At 52.3% G+C, this 17,538-nt stretch carries 13 protein-coding genes, 1 tRNA gene and 1 pseudogene; 10 read left to right on the top strand and 5 right to left on the bottom strand.

Annotation, left to right across the window (positions count from 1 at the left end):
• Positions 1-182: 182 nt before the first annotated feature.
• Positions 183-1,547, bottom strand: coding sequence for a sodium-dependent transporter (locus HMPREF2726_RS06000; RefSeq protein WP_009311880.1), 1,365 nt, complete (start codon positions 1,545-1,547; stop codon positions 183-185).
• A 286-nt stretch (positions 1,548-1,833) separates the two neighbouring features.
• A tRNA-Pro gene (locus HMPREF2726_RS06005) sits at positions 1,834-1,910 on the bottom strand.
• Between the two features lie 409 nt (positions 1,911-2,319).
• On the opposite strand from HMPREF2726_RS06005, the pseudogene HMPREF2726_RS06010 reads away from it, so the two are divergent.
• Both HMPREF2726_RS06010 and glnD read left to right on the top strand, forming a co-directional pair.
• Positions 2,320-2,636, top strand: a pseudogene (locus HMPREF2726_RS06010) (helix-turn-helix transcriptional regulator).
• Between the two features lie 47 nt (positions 2,637-2,683).
• On the top strand, positions 2,684-5,245 hold the full coding sequence (glnD, locus tag HMPREF2726_RS06015; RefSeq protein WP_070602612.1) for a [protein-PII] uridylyltransferase: 2,562 nt from the start codon (positions 2,684-2,686) through the stop codon (positions 5,243-5,245).
• A gap of 39 nt (positions 5,246-5,284) precedes the next feature.
• On the opposite strand, the gene HMPREF2726_RS06020 is transcribed toward glnD, so the two are convergent.
• Together HMPREF2726_RS06020 and argH are read right to left on the bottom strand one after the other, a co-directional pair.
• A complete protein-coding gene (locus HMPREF2726_RS06020; RefSeq protein WP_242926023.1) occupies positions 5,285-5,731 on the bottom strand; it encodes a DMP19 family protein in 447 nt (148 codons plus the stop codon).
• A gap of 88 nt (positions 5,732-5,819) precedes the next feature.
• On the bottom strand, positions 5,820-7,199 hold the full coding sequence (argH, locus tag HMPREF2726_RS06025; protein ID WP_070602614.1) for an argininosuccinate lyase: 1,380 nt from the start codon (positions 7,197-7,199) through the stop codon (positions 5,820-5,822).
• A gap of 77 nt (positions 7,200-7,276) precedes the next feature.
• On the opposite strand from argH, the gene HMPREF2726_RS06030 reads away from it, so the two are divergent.
• Together HMPREF2726_RS06030 and HMPREF2726_RS06035 are read left to right on the top strand one after the other, a co-directional pair.
• A complete protein-coding gene (locus HMPREF2726_RS06030; protein WP_003755259.1) occupies positions 7,277-8,317 on the top strand; it encodes a sensor histidine kinase in 1,041 nt (346 codons plus the stop codon).
• A gap of 66 nt (positions 8,318-8,383) precedes the next feature.
• The gene (locus HMPREF2726_RS06035) at positions 8,384-9,130 is read left to right on the top strand and encodes a thermonuclease family protein (RefSeq protein ID WP_070602616.1); all 747 of its coding nucleotides are present in this window, start codon (positions 8,384-8,386) and stop codon (positions 9,128-9,130) included.
• A 196-nt stretch (positions 9,131-9,326) separates the two neighbouring features.
• Here HMPREF2726_RS06035 and HMPREF2726_RS06040 read toward each other — a convergent pair whose 3' ends face one another.
• Positions 9,327-9,746, bottom strand: coding sequence for a hypothetical protein (locus HMPREF2726_RS06040; protein ID WP_070602617.1), 420 nt, complete (start codon positions 9,744-9,746; stop codon positions 9,327-9,329).
• Positions 9,747-9,932: 186 nt separating this feature from the next.
• Between HMPREF2726_RS06040 and HMPREF2726_RS06045 the strand changes: the two genes are divergently transcribed.
• From HMPREF2726_RS06045 to cls, 6 genes are all read left to right on the top strand, one after another.
• On the top strand, positions 9,933-10,664 hold the full coding sequence (locus tag HMPREF2726_RS06045; RefSeq protein ID WP_070602618.1) for a uroporphyrinogen-III synthase: 732 nt from the start codon (positions 9,933-9,935) through the stop codon (positions 10,662-10,664).
• Positions 10,651-12,183, top strand: coding sequence for a uroporphyrinogen-III C-methyltransferase (locus HMPREF2726_RS06050; protein ID WP_009311888.1), 1,533 nt, complete (start codon positions 10,651-10,653; stop codon positions 12,181-12,183). Before HMPREF2726_RS06045 ends, HMPREF2726_RS06050 begins: the two co-directional genes overlap by 14 nt.
• A complete protein-coding gene (locus tag HMPREF2726_RS06055; RefSeq protein ID WP_070602621.1) occupies positions 12,180-13,403 on the top strand; it encodes a heme biosynthesis protein HemY in 1,224 nt (407 codons plus the stop codon). The genes HMPREF2726_RS06050 and HMPREF2726_RS06055 overlap by 4 nt, the downstream gene beginning before the upstream one ends.
• 119 nt (positions 13,404-13,522) lie before the next feature.
• Positions 13,523-14,584: a uroporphyrinogen decarboxylase gene (gene hemE / locus HMPREF2726_RS06060; protein ID WP_070602623.1), complete on the top strand. Its 1,062-nt coding sequence runs from the start codon at positions 13,523-13,525 to the stop codon at positions 14,582-14,584.
• 399 nt (positions 14,585-14,983) lie between these two features.
• A complete protein-coding gene (locus HMPREF2726_RS06065) occupies positions 14,984-15,574 on the top strand; it encodes a phosphatase PAP2 family protein (protein ID WP_003762923.1) in 591 nt (196 codons plus the stop codon).
• A 385-nt stretch (positions 15,575-15,959) separates the two neighbouring features.
• Complete coding sequence (gene cls / locus HMPREF2726_RS06070) at positions 15,960-17,453, top strand: cardiolipin synthase (RefSeq protein WP_070602625.1); 1,494 nt, start codon at positions 15,960-15,962, stop codon at positions 17,451-17,453.
• Positions 17,454-17,538: the final 85 nt, after the last annotated feature.

Genomic DNA, 17,538 nt, shown 5'->3' on the forward strand with positions numbered 1-17,538 from the left:
CCTTGTCCTGATTTAAATTTAATCCACTATATAAGCAGACTACGGCCATCAACAATTCGACTCGAAATCAAAAAAGCTGAGTTCTGTCATTTACAGAACCCAGCTTACATCAACCGCCTGAACGAGCTTTATCAATACTGAATATAAGGCAGTTTAAAGTTTTCAGACGACCTTACGCACCATTACAACAAATTGCTGACGAAAATCAGCAAAATCACCAACGGCACGAGGTATTTCACATAGGCAAACCAAATATTGACCGTCGTATGGTTGCCTTTATAGAGCAATTCGTCTTTCGCTTCGTCCTTCATCACAAAACCGACAAACAGCGCGGAGCCGAGCGCGGTCAGCATAAACAAGATGTTGCCGCTGATGTAGTCAAAAGCATCGAAAATATTTTTGCCGAACACGGAAACGTCTTTCCACGGGCCATAGCTCAAAATGGACGGGATGTTGCCGAAGATGAAGATGGCAGCCAGTACAATCGTAATCGCTGCGGTACGGCGGATTTTGGTTTTCTCCTGAATTGTTGTAATCAACACTTCATAAATGGTCAGCGAAGTCGTCAGCGCGGCAATCAGGAGCAACGAGAAGAAAATCACGGCGAACACAGGCCCTGCCCACATATTCGAGAACACAATCGGCAAACTTTGGAATACCAAAGTCGGACCGGAATTAGGGGCGACGCCGAAGCTGAAGAGCGACGGGAAAATCATAAAGCCCGCCAGTACGGCGATAATGGTATTGGTAATTGCCGTAATGACTGCGGTTTGCACCAAATTTTCGTTTTTATCCAGATAGCTGGACAAGGTAATCATCACGCCGAAACCCAAGCTCAGTGCGAAAAATACTTGCCCCAAAACGAAGACGAACAGTTCGGCGGTAATCTTGCTGAAATCAGGCTTCAGATAGAAAGTAATCCCTTCCATCGCGCCCGACAGGGTAACGTTGCGCACGACCATGGCAATCAAGAACAAAAACAGCAGCGGCATCAGGTATTTCGCCGCTTTTTCAATGCCGCCGATGACACCTTTGACCAAAATCCATTGATTCACAACGACAAACAAGAAAGTGTAGAACGCAATTTCCCAAGGGCTGTTTTCGATGTGTTCGGTAAAGAAGCTTTTCGTTATTTCGCCGCTGACAGGGCTGGAAATATTCAGATTTCCGCTAATAATATTAACGATATAGCTGATCACCCAGCCGCCGAGCACCATGTAATACGCCATAATGCCGAACGATCCGAGCAAGCCCATCCAGCCGACCAGTTTCCAAATTTTGGCGACGGGTTTGCCGTTCAACGAGCCACCGAATGCATCCAGCGCATTCACACCTTTGCGCCGTCCGATGACGTTTTCCACCAAAATCATCGGAATACCGATAACAAACATGGCGATACAGAATAAAAACACATACGCGCCGCCGCCGTTTTCACCGACCAAATACGGGAAACGCCACGTCGCGCCGAAACCGACAGTCGCGCCGGCAACGGTAAGGATATAAGTCAAACGGTTGGACCAAGTTTGACGGGGTTGGTTGGAAGACATAAAACACCATCTGCCTTGTTGGGAAAACTTGAAATTATACGCGAACGGATTAACGGTTCTTAACTGAATATCAAAAAGCAGTATAGTGAAAACATCTGGGAATTTTGCATTTTTTAGGGGAAAGCCATAAAGACAAAGGTCGTCTGAAAACAAAACAGGGGATATAGCTGGATACACTAGGAAACCATTGTCATTTCCCACCCTATTAAAATGTCAGAATTCAGACTTGAAACCACGATATGAAAAAACCTGCTTTGATCATGCAATCAAAGCAGGTTTTTATATTTGGTCGGAATGAGAGGATTCGAACCTCCGACCCCTTCGTCCCGAACGAAGTGCGCTACCGGGCTGCGCTACATTCCGAATGAGTGGCTATTATAGAGGAATTTTCGGCAGGATGCACGGATTTTGTTCACAATCTAAAATAAAAATAGATGAATTGCCTTCAATTTGCCTCTGTTTTCAATTAACATAACCTATCTTTAAAATTTATTTTACAAATAATCCTCAGACTTGATTTGAATCAAAGCTCCAAATTGAGTTTCATTTATAATCGCCGACATTGGAGCTGAGACGACAATTTCTCAGAGTCCTCAAGATTTTCTGATCAGTAGATGATGCATCTGCTTTGATTTAATACTCTCTATCTCTTTCCTCTTGATGTGTGTGTGTTTGGGTGTGGCTGTTGCCACCCCTTTTTTTTGGCTTTTATGTGAAGTAAAATCCGTAACAGCAAATTCTTAACTTCAACCATTTATCCGGAAACAAAATCATGAGCAATAAATTGACTCCGCCTGCCGAACTGCCTGACGAGCGGATTTACGGGCGGTCTTGGCGTACAACATGCGACTTTTCCGCGTGAATAAGGGCTGGTCTCAGGAAGAGCTGGCGCGGCAATGCGGTTTGGATAGGACTTATGTGTCGGCGGTGGAGCGCAAACGCTGGAACATTGCGTTGTCGAATATTGAAAAAATGGCGACGGCTTTGGGTGTGGCTGCGTATCAGTTGCTGCTGTCGCCGCAGGAGCTGCTAAACCTGATGACCAATCCCTCTAATGCCCAACAGAGGTCGTCTGAAAACGATATTTGACCGCCAAGTCATCCGCCTCCTCTCCCCATAACTCGAAAGAATAAAAAATGTCTGCAAACCTGTCTTCAGCATTGGAAACCTTCAAACAGCAGTGCACTGCCGCCGAAGCGCATTATTTGAAAGCCAACCGTGTGTCGGTATTTTTCAGGGAATACACGGCGGCAGTCGAAACCTTGCTGGCGGCATTGTGGGCAGAGCATTTTCAAAACAGCGCGTTATGCCTGATGGCGACCGGCGGCTTCGGGCGCGGCGAGCTGTATCCTTATTCTGATTTAGATTTGGCAGTCGTGTCGTCTGAAACCGTTTCAGACGACCTTCAAGAAAAAATTGCGGCTTTCGTTCAGGCTTTGTGGGATATGAAACTTTCGCCCTCGGTCAAAAGCGGCAGCGTTGACGAACTGTGCGAAAGCGTGCGCGATGATATTACGGGGGACACGGCGTTTTTAGAGGCACGTTTTTTGTTCGGCAACCGCCAGACAGCGGACGAGTTGACGGAAAAAATGAACGCGCAACGCAATGTGGCGGCGTTTATCGAAGCAAAACTGGTGGAGATGGAACACCGCCATGCCAAATCGCAAGGTTCGGGGGCAGTATTGGAGCCGAACATCAAAAGCTGTCCGGGCGGTCTGCGCGATATCCATACCCTGCTTTGGATAGCGAAAGCGCAAGGCTTGGCGGCCAACCTGCCTGCGTTGGTACAACAAGGTATTCTGACGCGCACCGAAGCCGGTATGCTTTCGCACTGCTACCGCCGCCTCGCCCACATCCGCATCCATCTGCATTTAAACGCGAAGCGCGCCGAAGACCGCCTGTTGTTCGATTTGCAGCCGCAAGTCGCCGAAAGCATGGGCTATAAGGGTGTGAATCTCCGCCGTCAAAGCGAAGAATTGATGCGCGTGTTTTACCGCGCGATTAAAACTGTCAAACAATTGAGCGGCATCCTCACGCCCATGCTGCAAAGCCGCGTTTCCTCGACGCCGATGCGCGTTACCCTGCGGATTGACGACGACTACATCCAAGTGAACAACCAAATCGCCGCGCGACACACCGATATTTTTTTCAGACGACCCGAACACATTTTCAAAATCGTCGAAATCATGCAGCAGCGCAACGACATTACCGCGCTCGAACCGCAAACCCTGCGCGCCTGGTGGGGCGCGACGCGCAAAATCAACCGCAGCTTCTACCAAAATCCCGAAAACCGCCGCCGCTTCGCCGGCTTTTTCCGCCGCGGTAACGGGCTGACCCAAACCCTGCGCTTTCTCAACCTCTACGGCGTGTTGGGCCGCTACCTGCCCGCATGGGAAAAAATCGTCGGCCTGCTCCAGCATGACCTGTTCCACATCTATCCCGTCGACGACCACATCCTCGCCGTCGTCCGCAATGTCCGCCGCCTTGCCCTAGACATGCACAGCCACGAGCTGCCCTACGCCTCCGCGCTGATGCAGTCCTTTGAAAAACAAGACATCCTCTATCTCGCCGCCTTCTTCCACGACATCGCCAAAGGACGCGGCGGCGACCATGCCGTACAAGGCATCGCAGACGCGCGCCAATTTGCCGCCGACCACTTCCTCACCGAAGAAGAAAGCGATCTGCTCGCCTGGCTGGTCGAAAACCACCTGCTCATGTCCACCGTCGCCCAAAAAGAAGACATCCAAGACCCCGACGTACTCGATGCCTTCTGCAAACGCGTACAAACCCACGAACGCCTCAGCGCACTCTACCTCCTGACCATTTCCGACATACGCGGCACCAATCCCAAACTGTGGAACGCATGGCGCGCCAGCCTGCTGGAAAGCCTGTTTCACGCCGCCGGACGCTACCTCGCAGGCAACGGCGGCAATCCGCACGCCCTCTTCGGCCGCCGCCAGCAAGAAGCCGCCGAATTGCTTACCCGCGCCGCCGTCCCCGAAAAACAGCAGAAAAAACTATGGAACACGCTCGGTTCCGCCTACTTCGCCCGCCATCAGTCCCGCGAAATCCTGTGGCACGCCGCCAACCTCGTACACGACTTTGAAACCCCCATCGTCCGCAGCCGCATCCTGCCCAAAAGCGACAGCTTCCAAGTCATGGTCTTCATGCCCAACGGTCCGCGCCTGTTCGCCCGCCTCTGCCGCATCTTCAGCCGCCACGGCTTCGACATTCTCGCCGCCCGCGCTTTCATCACCGAACACGACTACATCCTCGACACCTTCATCGTACAAATCCCCTCGCAGCACGCCCCCGAAGACTACCCCGACATCCAAAGCGCGCTCGAAGCCGAACTCAACAGCTTTATCCACGGACACACCGTTGCCGAAACCCAAAGCCGCAGCCGCAGCATCAGCCGCCGCAGCCGCTACATGCCGATTGCGCCAAGCATCACCATTACTCCCGAAGAAGACTACCCCGACTGGTACTCCGTCGAAATCACCGCCGTCAACCGCCCTTTCCTGCTCGCCGACATGGCGGAAGTCTTCTTCGCCCACAACGTCAGCCTGCGCTACGCCAAAATTTCCACGCTGGACGAACGCGTCGAAGACAGCTTCATCGTCTTCAGCCCCGATTTGAAAAACCCGAAAACGCAGTCGTCGTTGAAACAGGCTTTGTTGGAACAATTATCGGTGTGACGGTTGGATTTAAAGGAAAAGCAAGAGGTCGTCTGAAAATCAGCTCAAATAATGTTGCCAGCCTTTTTGACATAAATTATCAGGGTCTTCCCAATATTGCTCGTCTAAGTCCTCAAGGAGATTTTCACTTTCCAAACTGAGATATTTCGGAATATCCCATGTTTCCTTTAAAACTTTTCCTTCTTTTTGCACTCTCTGCACCTCAGACGTAACTGTCTCGAGTGCCTGGCGTATCAAGGCTGCACTACGATTGGCCTTCATTTTTTCTAAAATATCGCAGGTCGTTTCGGCGGCAGAAAAGCCCCAATTACATAAAAACTGGAGCATGCCGCCGTTGTAAATATCGGCTTCCGCGCGCCAAATGTAAACCAATTCTTGCTCTTGTTTATCCAAACGGTCGAAATTTCCATCGTATTTATCGAACAAACGGTCAACAGTTTGTTGCAACAGTGATTCAAAAATTTCTACTTGATCTTGTTCGTTCATCATTTTTCCCAATAGATACAGCCGGATTACAAAAGGTCGTCTGAAACCCTGTTTCCAGTTTTCAGACGACCTCCTTACTTTATTTTCTTTAAGCCAACAATTCCCGCCAGTGTTTCACTTGGAAGCGGACTTGCTCCGGCGCGGTTCCGCCCAAGTGGTTGCGCGCGTTCAGACTACCTTCGGGTGTCAGTACGCCGTACAGGTCGTCTGAAATCAGCTTGCTGAAACCTTGCAAGACTGCAAGCGGCAGTTCGCTCAAATCGACGCCCGCTTGGTCGGCGTGGCGCACGGCTTGGGCAACGACTTCGTGGCTGTCGCGGAAAGGCATGCCTTTTTTCACCAAGTAATCCGCCAAATCGGTGGCGGTGGCGAAGCCCTGCATGACGGCGGCGCGCATATTGTCGGGTTTGACGGTCACGCCGCGCATCATGTCGGCGTAAATCCGCAGGGTGTCGATGAGTGTGTCGGCGGTGTCAAACAGCGGTTCTTTGTCTTCCTGATTGTCTTTGTTGTACGCCAAGGGCTGAGATTTCATCAGGGTAATCAAGCCGATAAGGTGTCCGATGACACGGCCGGATTTACCGCGCACGAGTTCGGGCACGTCAGGATTTTTCTTCTGCGGCATGATGGACGAACCTGTGCAAAAACGGTCGGCGATGTCGATAAAGCCGAAACGCGGACTCATCCACAAAATCAATTCTTCAGACAGGCGGCTCAGGTGAACCATAATCAGCGAGGCGGCGGCGGTGAACTCGACGGCAAAATCGCGGTCGGATACGGCATCGAGCGAGTTTTGGCAGATTTGTTCAAAGCCCAGCAATTCGGCGGTGATTTCGCGCTGAATCGGATAGGTCGTACCGGCAAGGGCGGCAGCGCCGAGCGGCATACGGTTGACGCGTTTGCGACAGTCGGTCATGCGCTCGAAATCGCGTCCGAGCATTTCGACGTAGGCGAGCATGTGGTGTCCGAAACTGACGGGTTGGGCGACTTGCAGATGGGTGAAACCGGGCATGACGGTTTCGGCGTTTTGTTCCGCCAAATCGACCAAGGCCGTCTGAAAGCTCCGAATCAGGTCTTGAATGATAGTAATCTGGTCGCGCAGCCACAGGCGGATGTCGGTGGCGACTTGGTCGTTGCGGCTGCGGCCGGTATGCAGGCGTTTGCCGGCATCGCCGATTTTGTCGGTAAGGCGGCGTTCGATGTTCATGTGGACGTCTTCCAAATCCAGCGACCAAGAAATAGTACCGTCCTTGATTTCTGCTATAATCTCCGCCATTCCCTGACGAATCGCCGCCAAATCTTCTTCACTCAAAACACCTGATTGAACAAGCATTTGCGCGTGAGCCAGCGAACCCTGAATGTCCCACTCGGCAAGCCGTTTATCGAAATCGATCGAACCAGTGTATTTTTTCACCAGTTCGGAAACAGGCTCGTTAAAACGGCCCGACCAGGTTTTGTCCTTACTCATGGTTTCGTCCTTCAGATAAAATAACAGAGCCAATAAGGCTCGTATAAACGCATTAAAAGAAAACGGTTGGAAATTTTATGTCTATTATACGTCAAATCAACAATACATTCGCCGTCCCGGACCTGCGCAATTCGGCAACAGTCGTGCGCCTTTTGATTATTGTCTTGGGCAGTCTGTTCTTTCTCCCCTTGATCAGCGATTCTTCGCTCTCCTATTCCGCAGAGATTTACCATCATTCACAATGGGTGTTTCCCGTATTGTTGGGGATTTTGGTTAAAGCCTATTTCGTCAATATCTTCACCCCTGCCATCAAAACATCGCCCTACGGCGTCATTATTACCTATTTTTTGAATTTATCGATATTTGCAATCGTCGATTTTTTCATTCTGAAAACACACGGCAGAACGCTCTCGCAACATTTCTTCCTGTTCAACCTTTTCCTGCTTGGGCTGATGTATTACGAAGCTTCGCGCCGGAACGGCCTTGCACCTTCGATTTCCGAAGCCCGCCTCAGCGCGCTGACCGCCCGCATCCGCCCGCATTTCCTGTTCAACAGCCTCAACGCCGCCATCAGCCTCATCCGCCTGCGCCCGTATGATGCGGAAACCCTGCTGGAGAACCTCGCCAACCTCTTTCGCGCCCAACTGCGCGACGGCAGCCAAAGCAGCACTTTAGGACAGGAAATCGAATGGGCGCAGGAATACATCGCCATCGAACAAATCCGCATGGGCCATATGCGCGTGCAAGTGATGTGGCAGCACCAGGCGCCCGATGACGCGGAAACGCCGCACCTCCTGCTCCAACCCCTTTTGGAAAACGCGGTCTTCCACGGCGTCGAATCGACCCACCGCCCCGGCATGATTACCGTGTTTACCAAGCTCAACAAATCATCCATCTACATCCGCATTGAAAACCCGTACACCCCGCCCGAAAGCAGCGAAAACGCCAAACCGCACAAAGGCAACTCAATGGCATTGCACAACCTCAAAGAACGCCTGACGCTGATGTACGACAACGATGCCAAAATCCAAAGCCGCCAACTCGACGGCATTTTCCGCGTCGACATCCGCCTGCCTTACCGCAAAAAAGCCTCTGATGTGAACAGGCTGTTCGGTTAATACAACCATCCCCCAAAGGTCGTCTGAAAAGTTTCAGACGACCTCAAACAAACCACCGTCAACCTTATGAAAACCAAAACAATCTTAAAATGGCTTCCCGTGGTTTTGTCCATCTTGGGCGCATTGGGTTACAGCTCGCGCGATACCGAAATCATCCGCTCCGGCGTGCAATTCGCTTCTGCGCTCACAGGCAGCAGCCATCTCGGTATGGAAGCCTTCGGCGCATTATTATCGGAAACCGTCAAATCAGGGTCGTCTGAAAATACTGCACACCAAAGCCGTCCGCACACTCAAAAACGCAATTCCACCACTCCCCATACCTATCGCGGCAAAATCTCCAAAATCCACGACGGCGACACCCTCCACGTTATCGACGAAGACGGCGCGAAACACAAAATCCGCATGGCGTATATCGATGCACCCGAAATCAATCAGGCATACGGCACACGTTCGCGGGACAACTTGATTGATGCCGCCGACGGCAAAAAGGTGAAGGTACGCGTATTTGAAACAGACCGCTACCAACGCGAAGTCGCGCAAGTTTCCGTCGGGACGACCGATTTAAACCTCATGCAACTTCGCGACGGAGCGGCATGGCATTACGACAGCTACGCCAAAAAGCAACAAAGCAAAACCGCCTACACCGACTACGCTGCCGCCCAAAAACAGGCGAAACAAAAACGCAAAGGGTTGTGGAATGGTAAAAATCCCCAAGCCCCGTGGGACTTCCGCCGCGAAGAGCGCGAAAGGCAAAACGGCGGGCACAACGAGAGCCGTCAAGAATCAGGCGGACAATGGTTTGGCATTTGGTAACCGGTGGCTCTCGACATTTAATTTTCCAAGCGGATTTTTGTTTATAAACGGAAAATTCAAGGCGGAAACCGCAACAAGGTTGGATACCTTACGAGGATTTCCAACGCAACGGAAACTATTGAATCTCGATAGCTCCCAGTATAAAAAAGGTCGTCTGAAAAATATTTTCAGACGACCTTTTAATGAATCCAACAAACTAACGGCATTGCAGCCAAGTCCGTTTGAGATGATCGACATCCGTCACTTTGCAGACATTTCCGGAGCAGCTGACCGAATAATCTACTTTGGTCGGATGCCCCCATTGTTTGAAGCCGGCACGAACTTTACCGTTAGGCAAGGCAGATACGCTGACCTTGACTTCAGTTTCAGGATCCTGACTGTTCCATATCGGATCAGTCTCTATACACAAATCCGCCGACCGAGAAGCGGTACGGATGGCTTTTTTCAAAGAAGCATCGGCATATCGGTTCAAAATCTTCACGCCCGATTCATCATCGCGGCTTGCTTCTTGATAAATCTTCTTCACCAAACGGATCTTGGCGGCATTGTCTCCGTTTGCAAAAGAGACAGACGGCAACAGTAACGCAGCGAAAAGTATGGTCGCTATTTTGTTCATATTATGTTTTCCTAAAATCGAATTCTACCCTGCCATACCGTCCAATGCTTTATCGAAACCATACTCAGTATTGACTTGGCAGGGTTCAGCCGTAAAAATACAAAAAGAATTATATCCATTGGATATGCTTTTTCAAACCGATTTAAACGTCATCACCCCATTATCCATCCTATGAGGTCGTCTGAAATGCCTGTCATGCTGATTGTCCGTCCGTCCGCGCGTGCGGGAGATGATGTGCGCACCTGTTCGCAGGCAGGGTGGCGCGCGCGGGTGTTGAGTCCGGTTGAAATCGAGCCGGACGAAGCAGCATTGCGCGGTTTGAAAGAACAGTTTTCCCGCGCGGATGCGGTATTTTGGGTCAGTCCGACGGCGGTTGAAACCGCTGCGCCGTATGTGGATTTTTCAGACGACCTGAAGGCTCAGATTGCGGTTGGGCAGGCAAGTGGTCGGGCGTTGGAACGCTGCGGCGCGAAAAATGTTTCTGTGCCGCAAGAAGGCAACGACAGCGAGGCAGTGTTGCGGCTGCCGGTTTGGGATACGCTGCCGCAGGGCGCACGCATCTTGATTGCGCGCGGACGCGGCGGGCGCGATTTTTTGGCGAAGTCGTTAAAGAAAAAAGACTTTGCGGTAGAAATCGCGGAAGTGTATTTCAGACGACCTAATGAATTGAATTGGCAGGATTTTGATGCCGAATCCATTGATGCTGCCTTTATCGCTTCGGGCGAGTTGGTACGCGGGCTGTTTGCGCAGGTTCCGCCGCAGTTTTCCCGATTCTTCGAATCCTTGTTATACTTCACCCATCATCCGCGCATAGCCGACGCGCTTCGCGAGGCGGGTGCGCACCACATACGGGTCGTCGCTTCTCTGAAAGCGGCACTTTCATCATTTCCTAAGGAGCAAACCGATGAGCCGGTCTGAAGACAATCCATCCGAAGCAAACGAAGCCGGTCGGCCGATTATCGTCGACAGTCAGGGCAACGCGGGGTCGTCTGAAACAGCGGCTCCGAAAAAGGCCAAGCAACCTAAAACCTCCGAATACGCAGGAACACACATGTCTGAATCTAAAAATCTTCCTCAAAACCAACCCGCCCCCGTCATCATCAAACAATCCGGCGGCAGAGGGCTGGCGGTAGGCGCGCTGGTGCTGGCGCTGCTGGGTTTGGGCGCAAGTGGCTTTTTGTTTGTGCAAGGACAAAACGTCTTGAAAAACCAAGAGCTTTCGTTTAACCAAAAGCTCGATAAAGCCGCCTTAGGCGAATCTGAAAACGCTTTACTCCTGAAAGACCATTTAAACCGCCAAACCGCCATCCAAGCCGAATTGGAGCGCTTGGGCAAAGCCCAAATGGCAAACAGCGAACAAATCCTGTTGACGCAAAAAGCGTATCAGGAGCTGACCAAAGGGCGCGTCAACTGGCTGGTTGACGAAGCGGAAACCATGTTGAACCTCGCCTCGCAGCAACTGCTGCTGTCGGGCAACGTACAAGGCGCGGCGGCGGTGTTGGAACATATCGACGGCCGCCTGAGCCGTTTCGACCAGCCCGAGCTGCTGCCCATCAAACAAGCCGTCAGCCATGATTTGGCGGCATTGAAAAACCGTCCGTATGTCGATATTTCCGGCACGGCGCTGCGCCTCGACCGTTTGGAAACCGCCGTTTCCGGCCTGCCGCTGGTGTTGGACGGCGTATTGCAGCCGGGCGAACAGGCGCAAAGCAACGGCGCATCTTCAGGCTCTTGGTGGCAAAATACTTGGGATAAATCTTTGGTTGCACTGAAAGGGCTGGTGGAAGTCCGCCGACTCGACAATAAAGACGCGATGCTGCTGTCGCCCGAACAGGCGTATTTCGTCCGCGAAAACCTGCGCCTGCGCCTTTTGGATGCGCGTACCGCGCTGATGCAGCACAACGGCGAGGTTTATCAAAGCGATTTGAACTACGTCGAAGCCGCGGTCAAGCAATACTTTGACGGCAAATCGCCCGCAACACAGGCATGGCTGAAAGAGTTGTCCGAATTGAAAGCGCTGGATGTGCGCATGATTTCAGACGACAGCTTGAAAGCCAGCCTCAGCGCAATCCGCGCCTATCAAGACGGTACGCGTACTCCGGTCGCGCTGCCCGAACCCGTAACGACCGCCGCGTCCGCGCCCCTGCCCTCCGCCGCGTCCGAAGCTGCCGCTCCTCAAGCCGCCTCTCAGGTGAATGAAACTGCTTCCGCACCGAAAACCGCACCGTCTCCAAGGGCTGCCCATCCTGCCAAAGCAAGACCCGCTCCTGCGCAGAAATCCGCCCCTTCCGCCCAAACAGACGCGAAGCCTTTAGAAGCTCCGGCGCTGCCTTCCGAGGCCAAACCGCAAAACATTTCCGAGCCGGAAAAGAAAGCGGCTCCTGAGAAACAAAGCCGCCCTGCCGCCGATGCTGAGACCAAAGGAGGCCGTGCATGAAAGCCGTCGTCTGGATTGTCGTTTTATTCGCCGCCGCAGTCGGTATCGTCCTAACTTCCGGTATTTACACAGGTAATGTCTATATCGTCGTCGGACAGGTCATGATGCGGGTCAACCTGCACGCCTTTATCTTAGGGCTGGTCCTGTTTGTCGTTACCCTGTATTTCCTGATCAAATTCATCGTCGGTCTGATGAACATCCCCGCCCGTATGCAGCGTTTCGGTACGGCGCGTAAAGGCCGTCAGGCAGCCGTCGCTTTGAACAGCGCAGGTTTGGCGTTTTTTGAAGGCCGCTTTGAAAAAGCGGAGCAGGAAGCCGCCAAAGTATTGGAAAACAAAGAAGCCGGCGACAACCGCAATCTCGCGTTGATGCTGGGCGCGCACGCCGCCGACCAAATGGAAAACTTCGAACTGCGCGACCACTACCTGAAAGACATTGAAAAACTGCCGAACAAACAGCAGCTTTCCCGCTATCTGTTGTTGGCAGAGTCCGCACTCGGCCGCCGCGATTATCCGACTGCCCTGGAAAATCTGAACGCTGCCGCGCGCATCCATCCCAACCTGTCCCGCCTCGCCCGCCTGCAACTGCGTTATGCCTTTGACCACGGCGATGCAGAAGACGTGTTGGAGAAATCCGAAAAATTGATGAAAGTCGGCGCGATTAACGATTTTGAAGCGGAACAATACCAAAGCTGGGCATACCGCCGCCTGTTGGCTGAAGCATCAGACGCAGCCGGTCTGAAAACCTGTCTGAAGCGCATTCCCGAAGCACTCAAAGCGGACGAATTGTGTGTCGCCATTGCCGAAAAATACGAGCGTCTCGGACTCTATACCGAAGCCGTCAAATGGGTGCGCCAATACTACCCGCAAAACCGCCGCCCCGAACTTTTGGAAGCCTTCGTCGAAAGCGTCCGCTTCTTCAACGAACGCGGCCAGCAAAAAGCCATCGACCTTGCCGATTCTTGGCTGAAAGACAAACCCGACGACGCACCGCTCTTGATGTACCTCGGACAGCTTGCCTACGGCCGCAGCCTGTGGGGCAAGGCACAAAGTTACCTCGAGGCCAGCATTGCCCTACAACCGAGCATCGCCGCCCGCCTCATGCTGGCACGCGTACTCGACGAAACCGGACAGCCGCAAAAAGCTCAGGAACAGCGGAAGTTAGTTTTGGAAGCCGTCTCCGAAGAAGAGCGCCACGCCGCGTTGGAACAGCATAGCTGAGTTTGAGAAACATCTTTATCTATCCCCTTTTCAGACGACCTTTCATTGCGGAAACCGCCGCAAAGGTCGTCTGAAAACCGTTTTCCTTCCCCGTTTTACAAACAAACCGAAAGCCCCACATGACCTCTTTGAAAAACAACACTTTCCTCCGCGCCCTGCTCAAACAGCCCGTCGAATACACGCCGATTTGGATGATGCGTCAGGCGGGGCGTTATCTGCCCGAATACAAAGCCACACGCGCGAAAGCGGGCAGCTTCCTCGATTTGTGTAAAAACACCGAATTGGCAACCGAAGTCACCATCCAGCCTTTAGAACGCTTCGATTTGGACGCGGCGATTTTGTTCTCCGACATCCTGACCGTCCCCGACGCAATGGGCTTGGGACTGTATTTTGCCGAAGGCGAAGGCCCGAAATTCGAACGCGCCTTGCAACACGAAGCCGATATCGCCAAGCTACAAGTTCCCGACATGGAAAAACTGCAATACGTTTTCGACGCGGTAACTTCCATCCGTAAAGCATTGGACGGCCGCGTACCGCTCATCGGCTTCTCCGGCAGCCCGTTCACGCTCGCCTGCTACATGGTCGAAGGCGGCAGCAGCAAAGAATTCCGGACCATCAAAACCATGATGTACTCGCGCCCCGATTTGCTGCACAAAATCCTCGACACCAACGCCCAAGCCGTTACCGCCTACCTCAACGCCCAAATCGACGCGGGCGCGCAGGCAGTGCAGATTTTCGATACTTGGGGCGGCGTCTTGAGCGATGCGGCGTTTAAAGAGTTCAGTCTCAAATACATCCGCCAAATCGTTGCCGGATTGAAACGCGAAAGCGAAGGCAGACGCGTTCCCGTTATCGTGTTTGCCAAAGGCGGCGGGCTGTGGCTGGAGGGCATGGCGGAAATCGGCGCAGACGCATTGGGCTTGGACTGGACGTGCAACATCGGCGAAGCACGCCGCCGCGTCGGCAACCAAGTCGCCCTGCAAGGCAACTTCGACCCGTTTGCCCTCTTTGGCACACCCCAATCCATCCGCACCGAAGTCGCGCGCATCCTTGCCGACTACGGAAACGGCAGCGGCCATGTCTTCAACCTCGGACACGGCATCAACCAACACGCCGACCCCGAACACGCCAAAATCTTAGTCGATACCGTACACGAACTGTCGCGCCAATATCACGCTTGATTGAGCGTAACGTAAAAGGTCGTCTGAAAACCAAAACTGCTTATCGGTTTGGTTTTCAGACGACCTTTTATTTGGATGAAATGTAAAAATCAGACATTTTCTATTTAACTGACTGCATATTTACCGAAATCAAATCAGATTGATTTCACATATTTCAAAAGGTGGGTATGATAACGTTCTTTCAAAATTACCTTCCCAATTCCAATAAAATCCATCTTTTTAGGGGCTGTCAACATTTAATTTCCCCAGTGGATTTTTGTTCACAAAGCGGAAGATTCGAGGCGGAAGCCGCAACAAGGTTGGACACCTTGCGAGGATATCCAACGCGGAAGATGCTGCTTTGAGGATAAAAAGACACGGAAACTATTGAATGTTGACAACTCCTCTAGGAACACACACATGAACTTTCAAGACTATTTCGTCAATCTGATATTGAGCGGAGTGATGATTATCGGCGCTTATCAGTTTTACTTTTATACCCAGCGCCACCCTTTGCGCAAAGAGATCGTTTGGAATTCCCCGATAGACGAAAAAATCCCTTTCCGCCCGCGTTGGTCGTGGATATACAGCTTTCTTTACTACCCCGCCATCCTCTACCTCAACATCATCGCCACCGACCACCGCCATTTCAACATGATGGCGTTCAGCTTCCTGATGTTGCTGTTTATGCAAATGCTGTTCTTCTGGCTGTTTCCCGTTTCCACCCCGCCGCATTGGCGCAGCATCAATACCGGTAAAACACCGTCCGAATGGTTTTTACAGTTTGTTCAAAAATTCGACCAAGCCAGCAACTGCTTCCCCAGTATGCACGTTTCCGTCGCCATGCTGACCGCCCTGCACGCGCTGCCGACTTTGGGTGCCGCCGCGTTCCTCTTTCCCGTATTGATTGCCCTGTCCTGCATCTTTACCAAACAGCACTACCTGATTGACCTGCCCGCAGGCGCTGCATTGGGCGGCTTTGCCTACTGGCTGTATCTTTTAGTGCTTTGACGCACCCAATCCTAATAAAAAAACCTAAAAGGTCGTCTGAAAACGAGCGAAGCGAGTTTCGCTAAAACAAAACTCAAAAGGTCGTCTGAAAACGAAAAACACCCGCTTATCGGTGTCAACTCGTTTTTCAGACGACCTTTGTATATACTCACCATCTGAACCTTACCGCCTCAAACCAGTCAGACTCAAAAATATAGTGGATTAACTTTAAACCAATACTGCGTTACCTCGCCTTAGCTCAAAGAGAACGATTCTCTAAGGTGCTGAAGCACCAAGTGAATCGGTTTCTGTACTGTCTGTACTGTCTTGCGGTTTCATCGCCTTGTCCTGATTTAGTTAAGCCACTATACATCCGCTCCCGCCATTCCTCTACCGCCTATCGAACATGACTTTTCTAAAAGACATCACCTGGACAGAAATCTTCATTTTCGCCCACACCTGCGCCGCGCTCGGCTGCGTCTTGCGCGTGTTGTACAAACAAAAAAACATCGGCTCCACGTTTGCCTGGCTGATTATCCTCTTCCTTTTCCCCGTCTTCGGCACCATCGCCTACCTGCTTATCGGCGAGCCGCGGCTCGGCACGGCGCGTGCAAAGCGTACGGACGAGATGAACCGTTTTTATCAAGGTTTCGTCGAAACTTACCTGTCTAACCTTTACCTTGATATCGGCGACAAAGTCAAATCCCGTTATCACGGCATCAGCAAAGTCGCTGCGAGCGGAACGGGACTCGGCGCCACGCGCAACAACGCCATGACGCTGCTGTCCACCACCGATGAAATCATCGACACCATGCTTGCCGACATCCGCGCCGCCCGCCATTCCTGCATGCTCGCCTTCTACATCATCGAACCCGAAGGCAGGATAGAAGAACTGTTAAACGAACTCCTCGCCGCCGCCGACAGAGGTTTGGATTGCGCCATCCTCGCCGACGCCGTCGGCAGCAGCCGCTTTTTCGACAGCGGCTGGGTAGAAACCCTGCGCGAAGCCGGCATAGAAGTCCACGCCTCCTTGCCCGTCGGCGTCTGGCGCACCTTCTTTACCCGCACCGACCTGCGCAATCACCGCAAAATCCTCGTCATCGACAGCAAAATCGGCTACACCGGCAGCTTCAACCTCGTTGATCCCCGCTTCTTCAAAAAAGATTCCGGCGTCGGCGAATGGGTGGACGTCATGATGCGCTGCACCGGCCCACTGGTACTCGAACTCTCCGCCGTCTTCTTTGCCGACCTCGCCGTCGAAACCGACGAAAACCTCGAAAGCGTGCAGCAATATCTGACGCAGGCACAAGAGCGCATTCCCGAAATCCTTCCCGAAAAAATGCAGCAGGGCGACATCGTCGCCCAAGTCATCCCCTCCGCGCCCGAACAAGGCAGCCACGTCATTTACGAAACCATCATCAGCGCAATTTACGCCGCCACTAAACAAATCACCATCACCACCCCCTATTTCGTCCCCGACGAACCCCTCCTGATGGCATTGACCATCGCCGCCAAACGCGGCGTCAAAGTTACCCTGATCCTACCCGCCAAAGTCGATTCCCTCATGGTGCGCTACGCCTCCCGCGCCTACTACCCCATGCTGCTCGACGCAGGCGTCAAAATCGCCATGTTCGAAGGCGGACTGCTGCACGCCAAAACCATGACCATAGACGAAGACTACGCCCTCTTCGGCACGGTCAACATGGACATGCGCAGCTTCTTCCTCAACCTCGAAATCAGCCTCGCCATCTACGACCGCGACATCACCAAACAAATCTGCAACCTCCAACGCGACTACCTCAAAAACAGCAGCTACATCACCGTCAAAGCATGGCAGCAACGCTCCAAATTCCGCGGGCTGATAGAAAACACCGTCCGCCTGATGAGTCCACTGTTATAGGCAGGCTTACCGTTCACACAAGACCAAAGGTCGTCTGAAAAGCTTGGAAACCTTTGAACTGCACCCCAAAAGTTGGACATCCCCT

It is taken from the genome of Neisseria sp. HMSC074B07, from assembly GCF_001810355.1.
Lineage (GTDB): Bacteria > Pseudomonadota > Gammaproteobacteria > Burkholderiales > Neisseriaceae > Neisseria.